General features: G+C 43.3%; 14 protein-coding genes and 1 pseudogene. 14 read left to right on the top strand and 1 reads right to left on the bottom strand.

Translation table 11 applies throughout. The features are described from left to right. Positions 1-160: 160 nt before the first annotated feature. From tyrS to CALPO_RS0104625, 3 genes are read left to right on the top strand one after another with little or no spacing between them, the layout of a single operon-like run. Positions 161-1,378: a tyrosine--tRNA ligase gene (gene tyrS / locus CALPO_RS0104635; protein WP_026486289.1), complete on the top strand. Its 1,218-nt coding sequence runs from the start codon at positions 161-163 to the stop codon at positions 1,376-1,378. A gap of 45 nt (positions 1,379-1,423) precedes the next feature. Beyond that, the gene (locus CALPO_RS13245; RefSeq protein ID WP_051585827.1) at positions 1,424-2,452 is read left to right on the top strand and encodes a DUF3048 domain-containing protein; all 1,029 of its coding nucleotides are present in this window, start codon (positions 1,424-1,426) and stop codon (positions 2,450-2,452) included. A gap of 22 nt (positions 2,453-2,474) precedes the next feature. Continuing rightward, positions 2,475-3,344, top strand: a complete 870-nt coding sequence (locus tag CALPO_RS0104625; protein ID WP_026486288.1) for a damage-control phosphatase ARMT1 family protein — start codon at positions 2,475-2,477, stop codon at positions 3,342-3,344. Between the two features lie 50 nt (positions 3,345-3,394). Here the strand turns inward: CALPO_RS0104625 and CALPO_RS0104620 are convergent, their stop codons facing one another. Next, entirely contained in the window at positions 3,395-5,542 is a 2,148-nt protein-coding gene (locus CALPO_RS0104620) for a glycoside hydrolase family 3 C-terminal domain-containing protein (RefSeq protein ID WP_026486287.1), read from the bottom strand. A gap of 218 nt (positions 5,543-5,760) precedes the next feature. Between CALPO_RS0104620 and trxB the strand changes: the two genes are divergently transcribed. The 11 genes and pseudogenes from trxB to CALPO_RS0104560 all read left to right on the top strand — a co-directional run bounded on the left by trxB (position 5,761) and on the right by CALPO_RS0104560 (position 22,615). Further along, positions 5,761-6,675 (top strand): thioredoxin-disulfide reductase, encoded by a 915-nt coding sequence (gene trxB, locus CALPO_RS0104615; RefSeq protein ID WP_026486286.1) that lies wholly within the window; start codon positions 5,761-5,763, stop codon positions 6,673-6,675. Positions 6,676-7,017: 342 nt separating this feature from the next. Then, positions 7,018-7,983 carry an ABC transporter permease gene (locus tag CALPO_RS0104605; RefSeq protein WP_026486285.1) on the top strand — a complete coding sequence of 322 codons (966 nt, stop codon included), beginning with the start codon at positions 7,018-7,020 and terminating at the stop codon, positions 7,981-7,983. A gap of 37 nt (positions 7,984-8,020) precedes the next feature. Beyond that, positions 8,021-8,899 (top strand): carbohydrate ABC transporter permease, encoded by an 879-nt coding sequence (locus tag CALPO_RS0104600; protein WP_026486284.1) that lies wholly within the window; start codon positions 8,021-8,023, stop codon positions 8,897-8,899. 84 nt (positions 8,900-8,983) lie between these two features. After that, positions 8,984-10,555, top strand: a complete 1,572-nt coding sequence (locus tag CALPO_RS0104595) for an extracellular solute-binding protein (protein WP_026486283.1) — start codon at positions 8,984-8,986, stop codon at positions 10,553-10,555. Positions 10,556-10,677: 122 nt separating this feature from the next. Further along, positions 10,678-13,335, top strand: coding sequence for an exo-rhamnogalacturonan lyase family protein (locus CALPO_RS0104590; RefSeq protein WP_245589911.1), 2,658 nt, complete (start codon positions 10,678-10,680; stop codon positions 13,333-13,335). Next, positions 13,325-14,266: a rhamnogalacturonan acetylesterase gene (locus CALPO_RS13240; protein ID WP_051585825.1), complete on the top strand. Its 942-nt coding sequence runs from the start codon at positions 13,325-13,327 to the stop codon at positions 14,264-14,266. The genes CALPO_RS0104590 and CALPO_RS13240 overlap by 11 nt, the downstream gene beginning before the upstream one ends. Positions 14,267-14,275: 9 nt before the next feature. Continuing rightward, a complete protein-coding gene (locus CALPO_RS13235; protein ID WP_051585824.1) occupies positions 14,276-16,795 on the top strand; it encodes a glycosyl hydrolase in 2,520 nt (839 codons plus the stop codon). Between the two features lie 68 nt (positions 16,796-16,863). Further along, a pseudogene (locus tag CALPO_RS15235) lies at positions 16,864-18,770 on the top strand (rhamnogalacturonan lyase). A 656-nt stretch (positions 18,771-19,426) separates the two neighbouring features. Further along, positions 19,427-20,311 carry a carbohydrate ABC transporter permease gene (locus CALPO_RS0104570; RefSeq protein WP_026486281.1) on the top strand — a complete coding sequence of 295 codons (885 nt, stop codon included), beginning with the start codon at positions 19,427-19,429 and terminating at the stop codon, positions 20,309-20,311. 11 nt (positions 20,312-20,322) lie between these two features. Continuing rightward, positions 20,323-21,150: a carbohydrate ABC transporter permease gene (locus CALPO_RS0104565; protein WP_026486280.1), complete on the top strand. Its 828-nt coding sequence runs from the start codon at positions 20,323-20,325 to the stop codon at positions 21,148-21,150. Between the two features lie 139 nt (positions 21,151-21,289). Next, positions 21,290-22,615 (top strand): ABC transporter substrate-binding protein, encoded by a 1,326-nt coding sequence (locus CALPO_RS0104560; protein WP_026486279.1) that lies wholly within the window; start codon positions 21,290-21,292, stop codon positions 22,613-22,615. Positions 22,616-22,915 lie beyond the last annotated feature (300 nt).

Below are 22,915 nucleotides of genomic sequence, written 5' to 3'. Positions count from 1 at the left end.
TACAATCACAATCTGGAGACTGCCAGGAGCTTTGACTACCAGCGGGCAAATAATAGAGAAGGATCTTTAAATGCTTGAAGATTTAAATTTGTGTTATTAATATGGTATAATATCATTAACTGCAAATACCATAAGAGTAAAACGTTGAGGAGGTTTTCGCGTGTCGGTTTTTGATGTTTTAAGAGAAAGAGGGTATATTGAGCAGTTAACCCACGAGGATGAGATAAGAGATTTGCTGGATAAACAAAAGATCACCTTTTATATCGGGTTTGATCCTACTGCCGACAGTCTGCACGTGGGACATTTTCTTCAGCTTATGGTTATGGCCCATATGCAAAGAGCAGGTCACAGGCCTATCGCGCTTATAGGCGGCGGAACTGCTATGGTGGGCGATCCTAGCGGAAAGACCGATATGAGGAAGATGCTGACTAAAGAAGAGATATCCCACAACGCTGAACGGTTTAAGGTGCAAATGCAGCGCTTTATTGATTTTTCTGGCGACAAAGCCATTATGGTCAATAACGCCGACTGGCTTTGGGATCTCAATTACATAGAGTTTTTACGGGATATCGGCGTGCATTTTTCTGTAAACAAGATGCTTACAGCCGAATGCTTTAAATTGCGGCTGGAGAGGGGTTTGTCCTTTCTGGAGTTTAACTACATGCTCATGCAGGCCTATGATTTCTTGCAGCTTTACAGAAGGTATGGCTGCGTGATGCAGCTGGGCGGTAATGACCAGTGGTCAAATATAATAGCAGGGGTTGAGCTTATAAGGAAAAAGGAAGAGAAGCAGGCATATGGCATGACCTTTACCCTTCTCACCAACAGTGAAGGCAAGAAGATGGGCAAAACTGAAAAGGGAGCGGTGTGGCTGGATCCCGAGAAGACATCGCCTTATGATTTTTATCAATATTGGCGAAACGTCAATGATGAGGATGTCGGAAAATGCCTGGCCCTTTTGACCTTTCTGCCTATGGATGAGGTGAGGAGGTTAAGCTCGCTGAAGGACAAGGAGATTAACGAGGCCAAGAAGGTACTGGCTTATGAGGTTACTAAACTGGTGCACGGTGAGGAGGAAGCCCAAAAAGCTCGAAAAGCTGCCGAAGCGTTGTTTGAAGGTGGGGGCAATCTAGACGATGTGCCCACGTCAAAGGTATCACAGAATATGATAAACACAGGTATACTCGATGTGCTTCTAGCAGCAGGTGTTATACCGTCTAAAAGTGAGGGAAGAAGGCTTATCCAGCAAGGAGGGCTTTATGTAAACAATGAGAGGGTTGATGATATAAACCTTATTGCCACTGAGGATTTCTTCAAAGATGGTTTTATGCTGGTGCGAAAGGGCAAAAAGACGTACAATAAAATAGAGATAGAGTAAAGACGCGGGAGGTGCAGAGAGGCTTAAAGGGGGAGCCTGTTTGTCATGAAGAAATTTATAGCGTGTTTTTTGATTGTCATATTAACTCTGGGGATTACAGGGTGTAAAAAGCAGGTAAAAGATGTGGTGCCTGAGGGCAATTCGATAAATAACAACAGCGATAGCCATGCCGGCAAAACGGCCGGTGAAAAAGATGTGAAGTCCAATGATAACTGGACTTCTTTTACGACCGGCATGAAATACGCCGGGCAGAACGATAAACTGTTTGCGGTGATGGTAGAAAATACTCCGCCAGCCAGGCCACAGTCGGGGCTAATTTATGCAGATGTGGTTTATGAGGCATTGGTGGAGGGCGGCATAACCAGGTTTTTGGCTCTCTTTTACGAGAACTACCCTGATAAAGTGGGGCCGGTGAGGAGTGCAAGGCCTTATTTTGTGGATATTGCGAAAGAATGGAATGCTCAGTACGTCCACGTGGGTGGTTCTGAAGCGGCCAAAACCGCAATAAAGCAATTGGGGCTAGTAGATATCGAGGCCCTACATATGTCCCGCCCCTTTTTTAAAGACAAAACCCGGGTGGATCCACATGCCACATACGCATCGCTAAAGGACGCCGTCAAATTAAACGATATGGCAACAGATAAGATACCACATTTTAAATTTGACAGCGGTATACCCCACGGAAATGTCAAATCGGTAGAGGTTAAGTACAATAAGTATTTTGACAATCTTTATAAATACGATGAGAGCACGGGGCATTTTTTGAGGTATATAAACGGGAAACCTCATTTGGACAGGGAAACGGGTAAGCAGCTTTATGCTGATAACATAATATTGCAATATGCGCCTTATAAAGTGCTGGACAGCCAAGGGCGCCTTTACATAAACCTCATATCAAAAGGCAAGGCCGCTTATATAGTCAATGGGAATTACATCCAAGGCACGTGGGAGAGGACATCAAAAGACGACATAACTCATTTTTACGATGGCAATGGGGAAGAAATAAGGATAATGCCAGGCAAGACGTGGATAAATATAGTACCTTCTGAAGGGAATGTCACTATAAGCAAATAGTTCGCGAATAGGGGTGATGGCGATGGAGTGTGTTGCGGAGTGTTCGCCATGCTATTTGAAACAGGTTATATCGGCTTTTGAGGCCGCAGGGCTGCCTCAGGAGAGGCAGAGGGAAATTATCAAAGAGGTTTCAAAGATGATACCGGATGTAGATGATACCAAGAGCCCTGCGGAAAATTCCTCTATAGTGTTATTAGAAGCATATCGCCTCATGGCTGTTGATGATCCTTTTAAAGAGGCTAAGGAGCGTTCTAATGCTTTTGCTATGGAGCTTTATCCAAAGTTGAGGGGTATGGTCTTAAATGACCAAGACCCGCTTATGATGGCGATAAAGATGGCGGCGGCAGGTAATATCATAGATATGGGGATATTAAGGGATTTTGATGTGGATAAGAGCATTGAAGATGCCCTATCTATTGGTTTTGCATTGTGCGATTATGAGCAGTTTAAGGCTTTTTTAAACAGAGCAAGAAAAATTCTGATCGTAGGCGATAACAGCGGCGAAATAGTGTTTGACAAACTCCTTGTGGAACAGCTAAAGAGGTATCATGTCCATATCATATATAGCGTCAAATCAGGTCCTATACTCAACGATTCTACCGTGGAGGACGCTACTATGGTAGGTATGGACAGGATGGCTGATGTTATCGAGAACGGCAACAGGTATTTGGGCACGGTGCTGAATGCTTGCTCTGAAGAATTTATTCAGGCGTATAAAGAAGCCGATCTGGTGATATCAAAAGGTCAGGGCAATTACGAGTCGCTGGAAGGCAAGGAAATAGCCGGCGACAAGACCTTCTTTATATTCAGGGCCAAGTGCCCGTGGGTGGCCAAAAGGGCAGGCGTCAATTATATGGATCTGGTATTTTGCCAGAATCGGATGAGGGATTAAAAGGTGCTACAGTGTAAATCCTGTAGCACCTTTGCGCGTATACCGGCAAATCAGTAAGGCAATTCTACGGGGTTTCCTTTCACCTCAAAGGTTTCGGTGAGGAAGGTGCCTCCCAGCTTTTTGCTCCTTTCGTCAGGCTGGCAGCCGCCGACGGAGACTTTAAATGCCCCTGGTTCCAGTATACACCTGCCGTCGTTATCTATGAGGGCCATTTGCCTGGGCGTTAAAGTAAACGTGACGGTTTTCTTCTCGCCTGGTGCCAAGTGTATTCGCTGGATGCCCCTCAGCTGGCATTTAGGCACTACTACTGATGCTTCCAGGTCGGTGAGATAAAGTTGAACTACCTCCTCCCCGGCCATTTTGCCTGTATTTTGCACGTCAACTGATATGGTGAGTTGTTCTGATGTGCCTATTTCCTTGGCGCTTAAAATCAGGTTGCTGTATTGAAATGTGGTGTAACTTAAGCCAAAGCCAAAGGGATACAGAGGCTCTTTTTCCATGTACCTGTAAGTCCTGTTTTTCATGCTGTAATCAGTAAAAGGCGGCAGATCGTCGATGGACTTGACGAAGGTGACAGGGAGCCTTCCTGCTGGATTGTAGTTGCCGAAGATGACGTCGGCAATAGCGGTGCCCCCTTCTTCGCCAGGGTACCACGCCTCAATAATGGCAGGTATGTGTTCCTGGGACCAGTTTATGGCAATGGCGCTGCCGTTTAGCATCACCAGCACGATGGGTTTACCTGTAGCGTGGATTTCTTTGAGCAGCTCTTCCTGAACCCCTGGTAGGTCTATAAGGATTCTGTCGCCTGAGGCGTCGGAATTGGCTGCATCCCCTTCTTCGCCTTCAATGGATGGCGCCAGTCCCATGCACATAATGACGGCGTCGGCATTTTTGGCGGCTTCTACGGCCTCATCAAAGCCTTTTTTTGATGTCCCTATAAGGTCGCATCCTTTGGCATATATGACTTTTGTGTCAGGCGATACCGCATTTTTTATACCTTCCAGAGGTGTTACATATTTTGACGGTGTGCCATTGTAGTTACCCAGAAGGACCTCTAGCGCGTCGGCGTTGGGGCCTATCACTGCAATAGATTTAAGGTCTTTTTTAAGAGGCAGCAAGTTGCCTTGATTTTTTAGCAGCACGATGGATTCTCGCGCAGCCTTTAAAGCCAGTTGCCTGTGTTCAGGGCAGTCGTTTACTTCGTATGGTATCTGGGCGTAAGGAACCATTTCCGGTGGATCGAACATGCCGAGCTTAAACCTTGCCTTAAAGAGCCTGGTTACGGCTTGATCGATTTCATCTTCAGTTATAAGGCCTTCCTGTACTGCTATAAGCAGGCTGCCATATGTATTGCCGCAATTTAAGTCGCAGCCGTTTTTTACCGCCATAGCGGCGGATTCCTGTGGGCTGTTGGTGACCTTATGATGGAGGTGAAAGTCGCTTATAGCGCCGCAATCAGAGACTACATAGCCGTCAAAGCCCCATTCATCCCTTAATATTTCCTGAAGCAGGGTTTTACTGCCGCAGCAGGGTTCACCATTGGTCCTGTTGTATGCGCCCATGATGGACTCTGCTTTGGCCTCCTGTACGCATTCTTTAAAGGCGGGCAGATATGTCTCGCGAAGGTCTTTTGGGCTTACGCGGGCGTCAAAATGGTGTCTGTCCTTTTCCGGCCCGCTGTGTACGGCGTAATGCTTGGGTGTAGCTACCAGTTTAAGGTATTTTGAGTGATTGCCCTGCAATCCTTTTACAAATGCTACCCCCATCCGCCCGGTAAGGTATGGGTCTTCTCCGTAAGTTTCCTGGCCTCGCCCCCATCTAGGGTCTCTGAATATGTTTATATTTGGGCTCCAGAAGGTAAGACCTTTGTATTTTCCTCTATCGCCGTTGCGTACGGCTTCGTGATGTTTCGCTCTGGCTTCGTCGGATATGGCTGTAGCTACCTGGTATATCAGATCCGGATCAAACGTAGCTGCAAGGCCAATGGCCTGGGGAAACACGGTGGCAATTCCGGCTCGGGCCACGCCGTGAAGGCATTCATTCCACCAGTTGTATTCTGGTATATCCAAGCGCGGAATAGCAGGGGATTCGTGCAGCATCTGAGATATCTTCTCATTTAAAGTCATTCTGGATACCAGGTCTTTGACCCTTATATCTATTGGCTGCGAAGGATCTTTGTACAGCGGTTTTTCTTCCATAAATAATACCCCCTCAAATGAGTACGTTATAATTTATTAGTTCTTCTTTTTCCTTTCAAATCCTGCAGCGATTCATGTTTTGATGCAAAATGCTGTTTGTTGTATAATGATAAAGAACAGGGTAATATATGGATAGAATGTGTAACTCAAGGAAGGCCGTATTGGGAACATCTACAATTTTTTGTAAGATACTTGTGGAAAGGAAGGGAAGGTAGTATATGCATGATTTGATTATAATAGGGGCCGGTCCTGCAGGCTTGACGGCAGGTCTTTATGCAGCCAGAGCTGGTATGGACGTTGTATTGCTGGAAAAGATGTTTGCAGGTGGGCAGGTCTCTACGACCTATCTGGTAGAGAATTATCCCGGCTTTGTGGAGCCTATTGCCGGGCCAGACCTCATGGCTAATTTTGAGAACCAGGCCAGGCGCTATGGCCTAGAGATAATATACGAAGAGGTCCAGGAGCTGGATATAGCTGGCTCTTTTAAAAAGGTAAAGACCGATGGGAATACGTATGAGGCAAAAGCTGTTATACTGGCCATGGGGGCTAATCCCAGAGAACTGGGCCTGGAGAAGGAGCGCAAGTTTAGAGGTGCAGGCGTCAGCTATTGCGCCACATGCGATGGAGCGTTTTATAAGGACAAAGTGGTAGCGGTAGTAGGTGGAGGCAATACCGCTGTAGAGGACGCTGTATTTCTCACCAGGTTCGCCAGTAAGGTCTACCTCATCCACAGGCGCAATGAGCTCAGGGCCACTAAAGCTGAACAGGATAAAGCCTTTAGCAATGAGAAAATAAGCTTTATATGGGATACAGTCATCGAGGATATAATTGGCGATCAGGCAGTGGAGGGTTTGAAGCTCAGGAATAACAAAACAGGTCAAGAAAGCCAGATTGCAGTGGATGGCCTTTTTGTAGCTATAGGAACAGTTCCCAATAGCGAAATTGTAAAAGGACTTGTGGCAATGGACGAATACGGCTATATAATAACCGACGAGAGTATGAAGACGAGCGTAGAAGGGGTATTTGCGGCAGGTGATGTCAGAAAGACACCTGTAAGGCAGATAGTGACAGCTGCTGCCGATGGAGCTATAGCGGCTATCATGGCTGAGAAATACATAGGGGAAATAAAATGAAGAATTCGGCTTATGTCGAATTCTTTTTTAATGCAAAAAAGAAGCGGCGAATATTCGCCGAATTTGAGCAAATTTGGACTTTGAAAATGTTTTAAGTATATTATACGCTAAAGTTTAACGTTTGGCAAGCTAAAGAGAAATATGGAGAAAAAGTGAAAAAATTCAACATAAAGACATAAAAAGATGCATAATAATGGAATAAATTCAATATAGTTTAACATAAATATTGTAATAAAATTCAGCGCTGGCAAAAAACCAAACGTTTGCAAGGGAGGTGAGTGACGATAAATAGCTTGGTGTTATGAAGTAACATATACCGGGAAGGGGGTTAATTAAGATATAATGTCCAAAACAGCTTTAGTTCAAGTCGGTGGATCTAAAACTCAAATAAATATAGCTCACAACCGTAGTATGCTTAAAGCGCTCAGAAAAGACAAATGGCTGTATATACTGGCGATTCCTGGAATATTGTATTTTGTTATTTTCAGGTACATTCCCATGGCAGGTATAGTGGTGGCTTTTCAGGATTATAATCCGTTTTTAGGGCTTATGGGAAGTAAATGGGTGGGATTTGAGCATTTTAAGGATTTTTTTACCAACCCTGATTTTCTTAAATTGCTGAGGAATACATTGCTATTGTCGTTTTACAATCTCATCTTCTTTTTCCCAATGCCTATCATCTTGGCTTTGCTTATCAACGAGGTAAGGGTATCTATATATAAGCGCATAGTGCAAACGTGTGTATACGTTCCCCATTTCATATCCATGGTGGTCATAGCGAGTATAACCTATGTCCTTCTCACCACTGAAGGCGGGGCTCTTAACCAATTGATTTTCCATTGGACAGGGCAAAAAATAGATTTTCTCGCAGATCCCAGGTGGTTCAGAACGCTTATCATCAGCCAGAGCATATGGAAAGAAACCGGCTGGGGGACGATTATATTCCTAGCGGCGTTGTCCGGCGTGGATCCAACGCTATATGAGGCTGCTATCGTAGATGGAGCGACCAGATGGCAACAAGCCCGGTATATAACGCTGCCGGCTATCAGCAGCACTATAATAATTTTGCTTATTTTGAGATTGGGCAGTATTCTGGACACAGGTTTTGAACAGATATATTTGATGATGAATTCGCTAAACCGCGAAGTAGCTGACGTATTTGATACATATGTATACACTATGGGTATCACTCAGGGGGCGTTCAGCTATAGCGCTGCAGTAGGGTTGTTTAAATCAGTGGTAGGCATCATATTGATAGAAGCCGCTAATTACCTCGCCAGAAAGGTGGGAGAGACATCTTTGTTCTGATGCACAAGTAAATCATGTCAAAGGGAGTGAAAAGTGAATGCGTCAGAAAGCCGGTTTGGGTAGCCGTTTGTTTGATGTGTTCAATTATACTTTTTTAGGACTATGCGCCTTAATAACAGTTATTCCTTTTATATACGTGATAGCAGCATCTTTTGCTACAGATGCGGAAATTGCCAAAAGGCCGTTTTTCCTGATTCCACACATGCCTACGCTGGATACTTATAAGTACGTTTTTGCTTCACCGAGTTTAATGAGGAGCTTGCTTAACTCTGTCTATATTACAATAGTGGGCACTTTAATAAATTTATTTTTCACATTTACCTTGGCGTACTCTTTGTCCAAAGATAATTTTATAGGTAAAAATGTGATTATAAACGGTATAATATTCTGCATGCTCTTCAGCGGTGGCATGATTCCCACTTACCTACTGGTAAAAAGCCTGGGGATGCTGGATACCTATTGGGCGCTATGGCTTCCCGGTGCTATAAGCCCGTTTAACCTTTTCATCGTCAAAAACTTTTTTCAACAGCTTCCCAAGGAACTGGAGGATGCAGCCAAGATTGATGGCTGCAGTGACCTGGGAGTGTTTATAAGGATTGTGCTGCCGCTGTCAATGCCTATTATCGCCACCTTTGCGTTGTTTTACGGGGTCGGCCACTGGAATGCGTTCTTTAGCGCTCTCTTATACATAAATGACTCGAGTAAATGGCCTATACAGGTTACACTTCGCAACATAGTCATGTTATCCTCTGGAATAATGTCCAATTTAGCGCAGTTTGACCCCAATTTCGTTCCGCCTCAGGAGTCGCTAAAGATGGCTGTCATAGTGATAAGTACTGTGCCTATACTGGCGGTTTATCCGTTTTTACAGAAGTATTTTGTGAAGGGCATTCTCATAGGATCATTGAAGGGGTGATGCAAAATGCCATAAGGTAAATAAAGGAAAATTTCCCGGCAATATAGAGACTTGAATGAGTAATGAGAAAGGGGGATTTTAACAGTGAGAGATTTCAGGAGATTTTTTAAAAATTTTATATCTCTGGCGCTCGTGATAATATTATTGTCAACAGCGGTTGCAGGATGTGGAGGTTCTAAAAGCAGCAGAAACAAAACTGCTGATAAAGGAAAAGAGGCTAATGTAGCCAGTGCGGAAAAACCATTTAAAATCACCATAATGACCCAGAATTTTGCAGCCGATCCGGCTCCGCCTGACAGCCCGGTGATTAAGGAGATGGAAAAATACACTAATACCCAGGTGGATATAACGTGGGTGCCTTCTACCTCTTACGAAGACAAGTTAAACACTGTTTTGGCCAGCGGAAACCTGCCCATGGTGGTATTTGCTCCCTCTAAGTCTCCTAGTATCATCAACGCGGTTAGAGCGGGTGCGTTTTGGGAAGTAGGGCCGTATTTGAAGGATTACCCCAATTTAAGCAAAGCTAATCCTATTATACTGTGGAATTCCTCTATAGATGGGAAGATATATGGGATATATAGAGGAAGGGATTTAGGCAGAAATGGTATAGTTATAAGAAAAGATTGGCTGGACAACCTGGGCCTTAAAATGCCTAAGACCATCGATGACTTTTACAATGTACTAAAAGCGTTTACCTACAATGATCCGGATAAAAATGGCAAAAACGATACCTATGGTATGATAGTGACCAAGTACAACGGACCATTTAACATCATGCTCACATGGTTTGGTGCGCCCAACGGATGGGGTGATGACGGTAGCGGAAAGCTGGTGCCTTCATTTTTCACAAAGGAGTATATGGACTGCTTAAAGTTCTGGAAGAAGATGTATGACGAGAAGCTTTTCAACAGGGATTTTGCTACTGTTGATCCGGCTAAATGGGAGAATTTCTACGTTGCAGGAAAAGCCGGTGTAAAAGTCGATGTTCTGGATTCAGCCCATCGAATACAGCAGGGATTGGAAAAGGCAGGGGTAAAAAATGCTGAAATGGATGTTATAAGTTCTGTGGAAGGACCTAAAGGGCTCAGAAATCTTCCTACATCGGGTTATTCAGGTATGTACCTAATATCTAAATCCAGCGTTAAAACCGTAGATGAGTTAAAGAAAGTTCTTGCTTTTTTGGATAAATTAGGGGACAAAAAGATGCAGGACTTATTGGGCTATGGCATAGAGGGTAAACATTACAATTTAGTAAATGGCAAGGTTCAACCGATAGAGAATTTGCCGGCGGAGGTAACACGAGAGGCCGCTGACCTTAATCAGCTTCTCATGTTTATACCGCCTGAAAATGGAACGCCTCGGGTACAAACGCCTCCTGTCAGAGAAAAAGAGAGTCAAGTCATGAGGGAAAACGAGAAAATAGTCGTGGGAAATCCTGCAGAACCTTTGCTCTCTCAAACTGAGACGTACGCTAAAGTGGGTCCTCAGCTGGACAATATTATAGAGGATGCCAGGGTTAAGTTTATAAGCGGTCAGATCGATGAGAAAGGTTTCCAAAACGCCGTAAAGCTGTGGCGAAGAACTGGAGGCGATAAGCTAATCGAGGAGGTCAATGAATTATACAAAAAGTACAAAGATAAGATGCCTTCTTTTTGATGGCAGAGTAAGTTAAAGTAAATTCCTCGCGCTTGGTGATGAGCGTGTAATTTTTCTCACAGGCGCGAGGGTATTTGTCATATCAATTCTCTATCATAAGGAAGTGGAATGCCTTGGATAAAGTGGTAATTCACTGGCTGGGCAATAAAAGGCCCAAAAAAGGCGGGGTGACATGGGGAATTCCCTGGAAACGCGGCGCATTGACTCGGGATGAGTTAGTAAAGATTGAAGGGGAAAACGGCGAGGATATTACCGTGCAAAGCTGGATAACGGCCTACTGGCCTGACGGAAGCGTTAAATGGACGGCTCATGCGGCGTCTTTTTCTGATACCCCGCCACAGAGGTTATACGCCTATAAAACGGTTGGCCCAGGCCCTTTGGTCTCACCTGATGTGGACGGATTTATGTCAGTTGAGCAAACCGATGACTGCATAGATGTAGACACCGGCATGATCACCTGCCGGATAAGTAAAAAAGGAAGCGATATAATTAAGTATATAAGGCGGGGCGATGTCACTGTATGCACAGGTGCGAAACTTGTGTGCATCCGTGAGAGCAGGAGTATCGCGTCAGGCCTCAGGGTGCGGGCGGAAGAGGATTTTGAAAGCCAGATTGTAGAATCTGAGATTGAGAGTCAGGGGCCGAGGCGCTGCGTGATTCGCATAAGAGGAAGGCATATAAACAAAGGGAATGCTGCAACGGGGATATATCGGGGATGGCTGCCTTTTGACATGAGGCTTTATTTTTACGCTGGCCAGGAATCCATACGGTTTGTGTACACCTTTTTTTACGATGGCAATCCCTATGCTGACTTCATAAAAGGTATTGGTATGACTTTTTCTGTGCCTATGGCAGGGCCTCTGTATAACAGGTACGTGCGCTTTTCTGGGGATAGCGGTCTGTTTTGCGAATCGCCTAAAAACCTCATGAATAAAATGACCTATGGGAAGTACGAGGATTTATACAGGATGCAAATAGAGGGAAAACCTGTATCGTTGGATCCAGAGCAAGACTCAAGATTTTTAGCCATGGTAGATGATTCGGCGGTATGGGATTGTTTCAAGCTCGTGCAGTATTCTTCAGATAATTACGCGATTTTCAAGAGGACGAATGAGCACTGTAGCTTTGTGGAAGCGACGAGGGGCAATAGATCTGGCGGCCTTGCGTGCGTTGGCCATGAAAAAGGAGGAGTTGCCGTAGGGGTCGAGGATTTCTGGCAGAAGTACCCGTCATCTCTAGAAACATTGGGCGTGGTGTCAGACATTGCCAGGCTTACATTGTGGTTTTGGCCTCCGGATTGTGAAGCTATGGACCTTCGCCATTACGATACCAGCACCCATGTGCTATCATCCTACGAAGGGTTTGACGAATTGAGGAGCACGCCTTACGGTATTGCCAACACCAGTGAATTTGCTCTTTATTGTTTTGATGGGATGCCTGGTAACCACATGCTCGTTGAAATTGCCGCAGAGTGCGCATCTCCGCCGCTTTTAGTATGTGAACCCGAGTATTATAGAAAAACGGGAGTTTTTGGTGAGTGGAGCCTTGTAGACAGGAGCACACCGCAGAGAGCTTTTATAGAAGACCAGCTAGATGCACTGGTAAAGTTTTATAAAGGGGAAATAGAGCGCAGAAAGTGGTACGGTTTCTGGAATTACGGCGATGTAATGCACAGCTACGATAAAGTGAGGCATACATGGAGGTATGACATCGGCGGGTATGCTTGGCAGAATACAGAGTTGGTACCCAACATGTGGCTGTGGTATATGTTCTTGAGGAGCGGAAGGGAAGATGTGTTCAGGATGGCTGAAGCCATGACTCGCCATACATCAGAGGTGGATGTCTATCATTTTGGCGAATACGCAGGTCTTGGGTCCAGGCATAATGTGCTACACTGGGGCTGTGGATGTAAAGAGGCCAGAATAAGCATGGCAGGCCTTCACAGGTACTATTATTACCTAACCGCAGATGAAAGAGTGGGGGATGTGATGGATGAGGTAAAGGAAGTGGACTACACCGTCGGCAACCTGGACCCCATGAGGGCATATTACCCGCCGGATCCGCGGTTTAAAACCCATGTGAGGATAGGACCCGATGTCATGGCTTTCTGCTCTAACTGGTTTACTCGATGGGAACGCTATGAGGACGAGGTGTATAAAGCCAAACTCTTTAAGTGTTTAGATTTTCTAAAAAGTCATCCCTATGCATTGGTTTCGGGAGGCGTTTATGGATATGACCCTGACAAAACGCAGCTGCACGATTTTAAGCTTTCAGGCGGAGACCCTTTTATGTTTTGCTTTGGAAGCCAGTTTATATGGGTGGAAATAGCCCAGGCCATAGGTGACAGCGTGTTGGACAACATGATCATGGATATGGGGCAGTTCTACAGCTCTTTTATGGAAAAGAAGGACGAAAAATTAGCCGAATGGGGAGTACCAAACAGAGGATTCGATATGTCGGTATACAGCAGCGGTCTTGCGGCTTATGCTGCTAGCCGAAGGGGCATCAAGGGATTGGCGGAGGAGGTGTGGAGGACCCTCCTGATGGATGGTGAAAAGTCGTGGGTAAGATTGCCTGTAGAGTCAGAAGAAGTGACGTCACTTATAACCTGTGTTAAGCCTGTCACGGAGATCCCATGGATATCCACCAATGCGGTTTCACAATGGGCCCTAAATGTTATAATGAGTATGGGGCTCATAGGGGATACGGTCCCCAAGGGGATACATGAGCTGTTGAAAAAGCGACAAAGTAGATTAGGAGGGGGAGCAAGTGACAGATAAAGAAATCTTGCAAAAGAGCACTTTAAGGTTGGGCGTAGACGTACCTGATGGCAATTACATTGTAAAGGTATTAATAGGAGATGAGAGCGGCAAAAGCGAGGTCACTGTAAAGGCTCAGACGAGGAGGCTCATGGTTAAAGAGGTTGTTTCAGGGGGATTGACAGAGAAAGAGTTTGCTGCAAACGTAAGAGGAGGGAAACTCACCCTTGAGTTTTATAGCCATGCGCCTCTGGTGAGGGGTATAGATGTCAAAAAAGCCGGTGATGTGACGGTGATATACATAGCAGGGGATTCCACCGTATGTGATCAGGGAAAAGAGCCATGGGCAGGATGGGGCCAGATGCTTCCATGCTTTTTTACCAGCAAAGTGGCTATTGCTAACCATACCTACTCAGGTAGGTCTACAAAAAGCTTTATAGAAAATGGAAGGCTTTACGATATATTGAAGACCATAAAAGAAGGGGATTACCTTTTTGTCCAGTTTGGCCACAATGATCAAAAAGAGGATTGGCGCCACACTGAGCCCTATACCACATATAAAGAAATGCTCAAGATTTACATAAATGAGGCGAGGGAAAAGGGGGCCATCCCTGTCCTTGTGACTCCTATGCACAGGCGCTTCTTTGATAAAAATGGCAAAATCGTAAATACGCTGGGGCAATATCCTGAGGCCATGAGGCAGCTGGCCTGTGAAGAAGGGGTGTTTTTAATCGATCTTAATGCAAAAAGTGAAAAGCTTTTTAATCATTACGGCCCTGAGGGGACAAAGGCTTTGTTTGTCTATGCTTCTCCTGGAGATTATCCTGGATACCCCGACGGCATAGAAGACAATACCCATTTTAGCGAATTTGGAGCCTACGAACTGGCACGTCTGGTGGTAGAAGAAATAAAAGAAAAAGGGCTTCCATTGGCGATGTATGTCAAAGGGTGATGGGATAAAATGGGGATAGGATTTTCCAGTTTTAAAGACTTAGCAAAGGACTTTTGTGATCCGCCTGCTTGCTATAGCGTGGTGCACTGGTGGATATGGGCAGGTCCCATGACAGAGGTGAGGGTATGCCGCGAACTGGACGAAGTGAAGTCTCTGGGTATAAAACAGGTACTTATAGGAGCTGGCCATGGTGTGGAACCCGGGTACCTTTCTCATGAATGGTTTGAAAGGATTCGGTTTACTGTAAAGGAAGCAAAAAAAAGGGATATAAAAGTGTGGATAGCAGATGAAGGGAGCTATCCCAGTGGCTTTGCCGGTGGGGAATTTACCCGGCGACATCCACGCCTTCGCATGAAAGCTTTGGTGGTGGGTGAAAAAATAGAGGTAAAAGAGGGCACAAGAGTAATAAGAGATCTTTCACATAACACCGTAGGGGTATTGGCGGTGGAAAGCGAAACCCAGCAGAGCATAGCCCTTGATATAAAGGGTGGAAGGTTGGATTGGACGGTCCCAAAGGGACATTGGCAAGTTATGATGATAAAATGGGATTTTCTAACCTCTCCCACTCGATATGTACATCATCCTACTGGAGCCAAGGACACTACCTATTCCCTTTGTGATTATCTGGATAAAAACGCTACCCATCAGTTTCTGCAAGATGTCCACGAAAGGTACAAAAAGCACATAGGAGATGAATTTGGCAAGACAGTGTTGGGCTTTTTTGGCGATGAGCCTGACTACAGTATTCAGGGCATACCCTGGACCCCTGGTATTTTTGATAGGTTTAGTAGAGAAAAAGGTTATGAAATACAGCCTTATATCCCGTACTTTTTTGCGCCGGTGATGTCTGAAGAGGTGCGCCGGGCCAAAGCTGACTATTGGGACGTGTGGTCTGCCTTGTTTTGCGAGAACTTTTTTAAACCTCAAGCAGAATGGTGCGAGAGAAACCGCCTCAACTACATTGTGCACTTGAATCACGAGGATATGCTCATGCAGCTTACAAAAAGCGAGGGAGACTTTTTCAGGTGTATGCGCTATGTTCACATCCCTGCTGTAGACGCTATATGGCGCCAGATATGGATGGATAAAGCAGCCGATTTTCCCAAGCTGGCTTCTTCAGCCGCTCATCTGTTTGACAGAAAACGGGCGTTTAGTGAGAGTTTTGCGGTGTATGGGCGGGGTCTTTCCATTGAACAGGCGAAGTGGGTGATAGATCATCAGGCTGTGCGCGGTATCAACTTCTTTTTAACGGCGATTTTTATGGATAGAGATCACAAAAACCCTCAATCAGAGCATTTTCCACTTATTATAGATTACATAAATAGGATCTGTTACCTTTTGTCAGCCGGTGAACCTTCAGCTCAGATCGGTCTGTATTTTCCTACATTAAGCATGTGGCTGGGAGATGAACAGGCGTTAAAAAACACCCTTGATGTTGCGGGGGAACTGCTGGAGCACCAGAGGGATTTTGATTTTGTCGATGAGCAGGCCATATGCTTGGGTCTGATTTCAAGGTATAGATGTATCATCGTGCCTGGAGTATCCGTCATATCCCAAAAAGCCCTTGAGCTATTGCGCGGTTTTGCTCTAGAAGGCAAAAAAGTGGTGTATTTAGGCGACAAGCCACCTTTAGTGGTAGAAAAAAGCTTTCTTCGCGCTTGTGATTATGCCGATATGAGCTGGTCACTGTGGGAGCCTTCGGGTAAGGTACAGGCCAATGTGCTTGAGGCGCTACCTGCGCCCGATGTGGAAATTGAAGGAGTTTATCCCTCCATAAAGTATGCCCATAGGCGTCTGGTAGACGGTGAGATATATTTCTTTTTCAACGAAAAGGATGAGAAGGTAACGACTTATGCCTTGCTTTATGGTTCTGGGAAAGTTCAGGTATGGGATGCGCGAACGGGCAAGGTGAGGGCTCTTGATTGCATGCCAGCAGGAAATGGATATGTGAAAATACCCCTTGTACTTGAGCCTTTTGAATCAAAATTTATAGCTGTGGGGGAATCTCTCCCCGCTGCGGAAGGAAGAGATTTGCTTATGGATAGAGGTGAGGTCGTCCTGGACCTTTCTGACCAATTGTGGAATATTAAGATAGGGGAAGATGAAAGAAAGGCTCTCCTTTTGAGCTGGGAACAATTAGGGCATCCTGCTTATTCAGGCGCCGCATACTACTGCAAAGAATTTACTTTTCCTGAAGATGTGCTTAAAACCCGTAAGAGGCTTTTCCTGGAGTGCGGCAGGGTAATGTATTCAGCCAGAGCCTGGGTAAACGGAGAAGATCTGGGGCTCTGCGCTTGGCGCCCTTTTAGGTGGGATGTGACCCATATTCTGAAGCCAGGAGCAAATGTAGTAATGATTGAGGTGAGAAATACACCAGCGAGCGAAATACTGGGGGATGCTTCAAAGGCGGAGAAACTCAGACAGGAAGCTTTGAAAAACTTTTATCTTTCTGTTTCCATAAAATTTGATATGGAAATGGTTCCTTCAGGTCTTATGGGACCTGTGAGGATTGTGTCTTATAATAGTTAAATCAATAAAAAATTATGTGAGGGGGAGTATCGGTGTTTAAAGTTTTAAAAGGTTTTAAGTTTTACTTTATGATAGCAGCCGTGTTTATATTTGCTTTTGTGCCCACTACGCTGTATTGGGGTATGAGCGGACAGCGATATTCAAATGGCGGCAGTGCTCAAAATACGGTGTTAAAGGAGGTTGTAAATAAAATGCCAGAAATGAAGCGCCAAATGGAAAACCTGGATCGAGGTTTAATAGCCGTAAAAATAGACAATGGCGTCTACATTGGGTGGCGGTTGTTGGGTACCGATCCTGATAGCATTTCTTTTAACATTTACCGCGACGGGAAAAAGATAAACTCTTCGCCTATAGGGACAAGTACGAATTACTTAGATCCTGATGGTAATTTAAATTCAATTTATTATATCCGTGCTGTTGTGGACGGCAAAGAATTGCCACCGTCTGAAAAAGTAAAGGTATGGAGCACAAATTACCTCTCAATTCCTCTTCAAAAACCGGCAGATGGCATCACGCCAGATGGTGTTTCCTATACTTATAGCGCCAATGACGCCAGCGTAGGGGATCTCGACGGCGACGGTCAGTATGAGGTTGTGCTTAAATGGGATCCATCCAATTCCAAGGACAACGCACAGAATGGATATACAGGCAATGTGTACATTGATGCTTATAAACTCAATGGCAAATTGATGTGGAGAATTGACCTGGGCAAAAACATACGCGCAGGTGCACACTATACTCAATTTATGGTATATGACTTGGACGGCGACGGCAGGGCTGAAATTGCCTGTAAGACAGCAGATGGGACTGTTGATGGGATAGGAAAGGTAATTGGCGATCCCAATGCGGATTACCGCAACGCACAGGTCGAATACTTTCAGGCCCTGAATACCTTACTATATTTGACGGAAAGACAGGTAAAGCGCTGGTGACCACGGATTACGATCCACCTAGAGGTAATGTTGCTGATTGGGGAGATAGTTATGGCAACCGCGTAGATCGTTTTCTCGCAGCCGTAGCGTACCTGGATGGCGAGAGGCCAAGTCTTGTTATAGCCCGCGGTTATTATACGAGGACGGTGCTTGTGGCGTATAACTGGAGGGACGGAAAGCTTACCAAGTTATGGAGGTTTGACAGCAATGACCCTGGTAATTCAAGGTATGCCGGACAGGGCAACCACAATTTAAGCGTGGCGGATGTGGATGGCGATGGTAAAGATGAGATCATATATGGATCGTCCGTTATAGACCACGACGGAAAGGGGCTTTATACTACGGGTTTAGGCCATGGAGATGCCATGCATGTAGGGGATTTAGATCCCAGCAGGCCGGGCCTTGAAGTATTTCAGGTTCACGAAGTACCGTCCGGTGCCGGCATAGAAATGCACGATGCCAGGACAGGTGAGATAGTATGGGGATTGTCTACCACAAAAGATACCGGAAGGGGCTTATCAGCTGATGTGGATCCTAGGTATCCAGGTGAGGAGATGTGGGCTGCTGGCCCATATGGCTTGTACAGTTGTAAATGGGAAAAGATAGCTGACAGCAAACCGTCGTCGATAAATTTTGCCATCTGGTGGGATGGAGATCTGCTTCGCGAGCTTCTTGACTCAAATAGGATCGACAAGTGGGATTATGTAAATAATCAAACCATTAATTTGCTTACAGCTGAGGGATGCACTTCAAATAACGGCACAAAAGCTACTCCTTCGCTGCAGGCCGATATACTGGGGGATTGGAGGGAAGAAGTGATATGGAAAACGGCTGATAGCACTGCACTCCGTATCTATACAACTACAGAAGTTACTGAACATCGTATATACACGCTGATGCACGATCCTGTATACAGGCTTGGTATTGCATGGCAGAATGTAGCTTATAACCAGCCTCCCCATACGAGCTTTTATTTAGGCGGGGGCATGGCTAACCCACCGAGGCCGAATATTTATTTAGCTCCTCATAAAGCGCAAAAATGAGTTATGTGATATTTAAGGTATGGCGCGTTTAAATAAATGCCATACCTTTTTATGTCTGGTTGTTTATTAGACAAAATAAAAAAATTGAAGGAACAAAGAAAGAGTTTGAAAACGTGTTGTTGAATGTGAAGGGCATTTACCGCTGGATTACCTCGAGGCAGGTAATATGGGTTTTTGCAAGGTATCTTAACACATATAGGAGAAAAATGGAGAAAAAATGAGAGATCGCGAGTATTATTCTGAAAAAAAAAAAAACGGAGAATATTCGGTGAATTTGGTCAAATTTGGGCTTTGAAAATGTTTTTATAAAAGAGTATTCTAAAAGCAGAAGATGAAGATATACGTACATTTTAATTTTTATTTACAAAATGTACGTATACTACGAAAATGAAAGGAAGGTGGTATACAAATAAAAACGCTTTTTAGGTGATTAATGCTAATTAATTGTTTTAAGAGAACGGTATAAGAGAAGTTAAGCAAATAGAAAGTGAATGTTACATATAGATTGCGACAATATATAACACTTATTATTTGCAGGTACTGAATATGATTTTATTTGATGCTGTGGAGGAATAAGGTTATTAGTTATGTATCCCAGATGTTTTCTAAAGGAGAAAATGGAATAAGCAAGTATTCGAGAAAGGAAGAGGTACATTATGAAAATAAAAAATAAGCTTATGTATTCAGATACTTTTTGGGCCATTTTACTTTTACTCCCTAATGCGCTGGGATTTTTTATATTTACATTATTTCCTGTAATTGCAGCGTTCTTATTGAGCTTTACTGAGTACGATATGATGTCTCCGGTAAAGTGGATAGGTTTAAAAAATTACGTTGATTTGTTACATGATCAGATTTTTAAACAGGTGGTAATAAATACATTTTATTATAGCGTGATAACGGTTCCTGTAGGAATCATTATTTCATTATTTTTAGCTATTGCGTTAGATCAAAAAATTGCTGGAATAAAGTTCTATAGAACGGCTTACTTCTTACCTGTTATTTCATCGATGGTTGCTGTTGCTATGGTATGGCAATGGATTTTTAATCCCGACTATGGTTTATTAAATTATTTGCTGAGTTTAGTGGGAATAAAGGGACCTGCGTGGTTGAGTGATCCGCGGTGGGCTATGCCTGCTATTATAGTAACTAATGTATGGAAGGGTCTGGGGTTTAATATGCTTCTATTCCTTGCGGGTCTTCAGGGAATACCTTCCTCATACTATGAGGCAGCTGATATTGAAGGGGCAAATTGGTGGGTAAAATTTAAAAATGTCACGGTGCCATTACTTTCTCCTACGACATTTTTTGTAATAATAATGAGTTTTATAAGCTCTTTTCAGGTATTTGACTCAGTTTTTTTAATGACAGGAGGAGGACCTGGTCGGTCTACATCAGTTCTGGTTCATTATTTATATCAAAATGCATTTCAGTATTTTAGGATGGGATATGCGAGTGCCCTTGCGTATGTATTATTCTTTATTATATTTGTAATTACTTTAATTCAGTTTATTTTCCAGAAAAAATGGGTTATTTATTAGGGGGTAGAATCATGAAGAAAAAGAAAAGTACGATTATTATTACACATATAATATTGATGCTAGGCGCTATTACAATGATACTTCCTTTTCTTTGGATGATTAGTACATCATTAAAACCATTGAGCGAAGTATTTGTGTTTCCTCCAAAATTTTTCGGGAGTAAAATAGTATGGCAAAATTACACAAAGTTAACAGAGAGGTTTCCGTTTTGGTTATTTTTTCTAAATAGTTTAAAAATATCAATAATCGTGGTGTTTGCTCAACTAGTAACAAGTTCTATGGCAGGATTTGTGTTTGCCAGGTTAAATTTCAGGTTTAGAGATTCTATATTTGCTTTGTATCTAGCTACAATGATGATTCCAGGCCAGGTTACAATGATTCCCAATTTCATTTTAATGAAGACTTATGGCTTGGTAGATACGCATTATTCACTTATTTTACCTGCTTTAGTGTCAGCTTTTGGTACATTTTTAATGCGTCAGTTTTTCCTGACCATTCCTAAAGAATTAGAGGAAGCTGCTAGGATAGATGGTTGTACACCATTTGATATATATTGGCGCATATTTTTGCCATTGTCAAAGCCTGCTATTGCTACATTAGGCATATTTGTTTTTATGGGTATTTGGAATGATTTTCTGGCGCCGTTGGTTTATATAAATTCTCAAAATAAAATGACATTGCCTTTAGGTTTGGCTTCAATGCAAGGTATGTATTCAACTGATTGGCCAGCGTTAATGGCAGGAACTACTATTAGCTTAATTCCTATACTTGTTGTATTTTTGGCAGCACAGGATTTATTTATTAAGGGTGTAACGCTTTCAGGATTAAAAGAAGGTTAAAGCATATGGCAAAGGAGGGATATATAAAGCTACGGAAGTGAGGTTTCAGAGAAGGGGGTGATAGTAAATGTGAAAAAGCGGAAATATGGTGTTTTAAAGATATTCGATTGTTGTAAATTTATCCAAGGGGGTTTCGAAAATGAGAAAGAGTTCTTTATTGATTGCGTGTATGTTCCTACTGGGTATACTGATGAGTGGATGTTCGGGACACATTAAGCAGACTGGGAACCAAAAAGGAACAGATAATAATAAAGTTGTCACTTTAAAAATGATGGGTTGGGAAGCCAGTCCGTTGGAAACGAAAAGTGTAAAAAATGGACTTGCAGAATTTATGAAAATGAATCCTAATATTAAAGTTGAATATACCACAGTTCCAGGGTCTAATTATGCTTCTAAATTAATGACTATGTTAGCTGGTAATGCTGCTCCTGATGTTTTCTTTGCTGGTACTGATTTATATAGAAAATTGGCTACAGAAGGACAGCTATTAGACATTACTGATTACTTTAAAAATAGTGAATATAAAGAGGACGATTTTCTCCCAGGTACTATGAGACTTATGAAAGTAAATGGCAGATTATACGGAATTATAAGTTGTATAGTAGGTCCTGAGTTATTTTATAATAAAGACTTATTTGACAAAGCTGGTCTTCCATATCCACCAAGTGATCCTAATAAAGCATGGACGTGGGATCAGTTTAGAGATGTGGCGAAGAAACTCACTATAAAGCAGGGTAATAAAGTAATACAATATGGTGCTTATGGATTTGAGCAACAATATGTGACAACCGCTCTTCTTATGGAGAACGGGGTCAAGATATTTAATGATAATTATGATAAAATGATAATAAATACACCTGAAGCTAGAGAGGTTTTTCAAGCGGTGTTGAATTTGCGTAAGGTTGATAATGCAGCACCTGATGCAACAACTTTAGAGATGGTAGGAATGCAGCCTCATCAGATGCTTGAAACGGGAAAGGTTGCTATGTTAGCTGATGGATCGTGGTCATTACAAGAGTTATCTCAAATGAATTTCCGGGTCGGAGTAGGTGTTTTACCCAAATTTAAATATTCAACAACCCATGTTCAGGCGCATATGCATGCTGCGTGGGCCAAGACCAAGCATCCAGAAGAAGCTTGGAAGCTTATAAGTTTCCTGTCATCGGATCAGTATCAGATCCAAAATGTTAAAGAAGGTTTGTGGTTACCAGATAGGAAATCATTGTATACAGAAGAAGGTATGAAGAAATGGTATAGTGATAAGGTTTATGGCGAAAGCTTTAAACCGATGATTAATTGGTTTATAAATGCAGATGTTTATCCTTATGCCATGCTTACTCATAATAAAGTCAATGATATTTATACAGAAGTGACAGATCAGTTTTGGCATAACAACAAAGACATCAATTCTGTATTGTCGGAATTAGAAAAAAGAGTAAATGAAGAACTGGCCAAAAAAGATTAGATGATGTTGCAAATACAAATATAAAGGAGTTCTCTCCTCGTATAATATGATTTGTAATCAACCAAAAAGGTCGACCTTTAACAAGATTAATAAAGAACCTTGATATTTAAATATTGTTTCATTAAATTTCACTATGATTAAATCTATCAAGTGCCACTTGATACCTATGCATACATCGCATAGCTACTATCTATGTTTGGGAAGATGGGTTGTCAAGCCCGAACGCAGTGAGTTCATTTTAGGCTTGACTACACATCGACCAAACATATAATCCTTCACGCGATGTATGCTCGATTGCTG

This window comes from Caldanaerobius polysaccharolyticus DSM 13641, from assembly GCF_000427425.1.
In the GTDB taxonomy this organism is placed as follows: domain Bacteria; phylum Bacillota; class Thermoanaerobacteria; order Thermoanaerobacterales; family Caldanaerobiaceae; genus Caldanaerobius; species Caldanaerobius polysaccharolyticus.
Note: the sequence above shows the minus strand (reverse complement) of the source record. Positions and strands in the feature narration are given on the sequence as shown.

Excerpts from the sequence above, each read along its gene's own strand:
- CALPO_RS13245 (WP_051585827.1), top strand. The coding sequence starts at position 1,424 with ATGAAGAAATTTATAGCGTGTTTTTTGATTGTCATATTAACTCTGGGG.
- CALPO_RS0104625 (WP_026486288.1), top strand. The coding sequence starts at position 2,475 with ATGGAGTGTGTTGCGGAGTGTTCGCCATGCTATTTGAAACAGGTTATA.
- CALPO_RS0104620 (WP_026486287.1), bottom strand. The coding sequence starts at position 5,542 with ATGGAAGAAAAACCGCTGTACAAAGATCCTTCGCAGCCAATAGATATA.
- trxB (WP_026486286.1), top strand. The coding sequence starts at position 5,761 with ATGCATGATTTGATTATAATAGGGGCCGGTCCTGCAGGCTTGACGGCA.
- CALPO_RS0104605 (WP_026486285.1), top strand. The coding sequence starts at position 7,018 with ATGTCCAAAACAGCTTTAGTTCAAGTCGGTGGATCTAAAACTCAAATA.
- CALPO_RS0104600 (WP_026486284.1), top strand. The coding sequence starts at position 8,021 with ATGCGTCAGAAAGCCGGTTTGGGTAGCCGTTTGTTTGATGTGTTCAAT.
- CALPO_RS13235 (WP_051585824.1), top strand. The coding sequence starts at position 14,276 with ATGGGGATAGGATTTTCCAGTTTTAAAGACTTAGCAAAGGACTTTTGT.
- CALPO_RS0104570 (WP_026486281.1), top strand. The coding sequence starts at position 19,427 with ATGAAAATAAAAAATAAGCTTATGTATTCAGATACTTTTTGGGCCATT.
- CALPO_RS0104565 (WP_026486280.1), top strand. The coding sequence starts at position 20,323 with ATGAAGAAAAAGAAAAGTACGATTATTATTACACATATAATATTGATG.
- CALPO_RS0104560 (WP_026486279.1), top strand. The coding sequence starts at position 21,290 with ATGAGAAAGAGTTCTTTATTGATTGCGTGTATGTTCCTACTGGGTATA.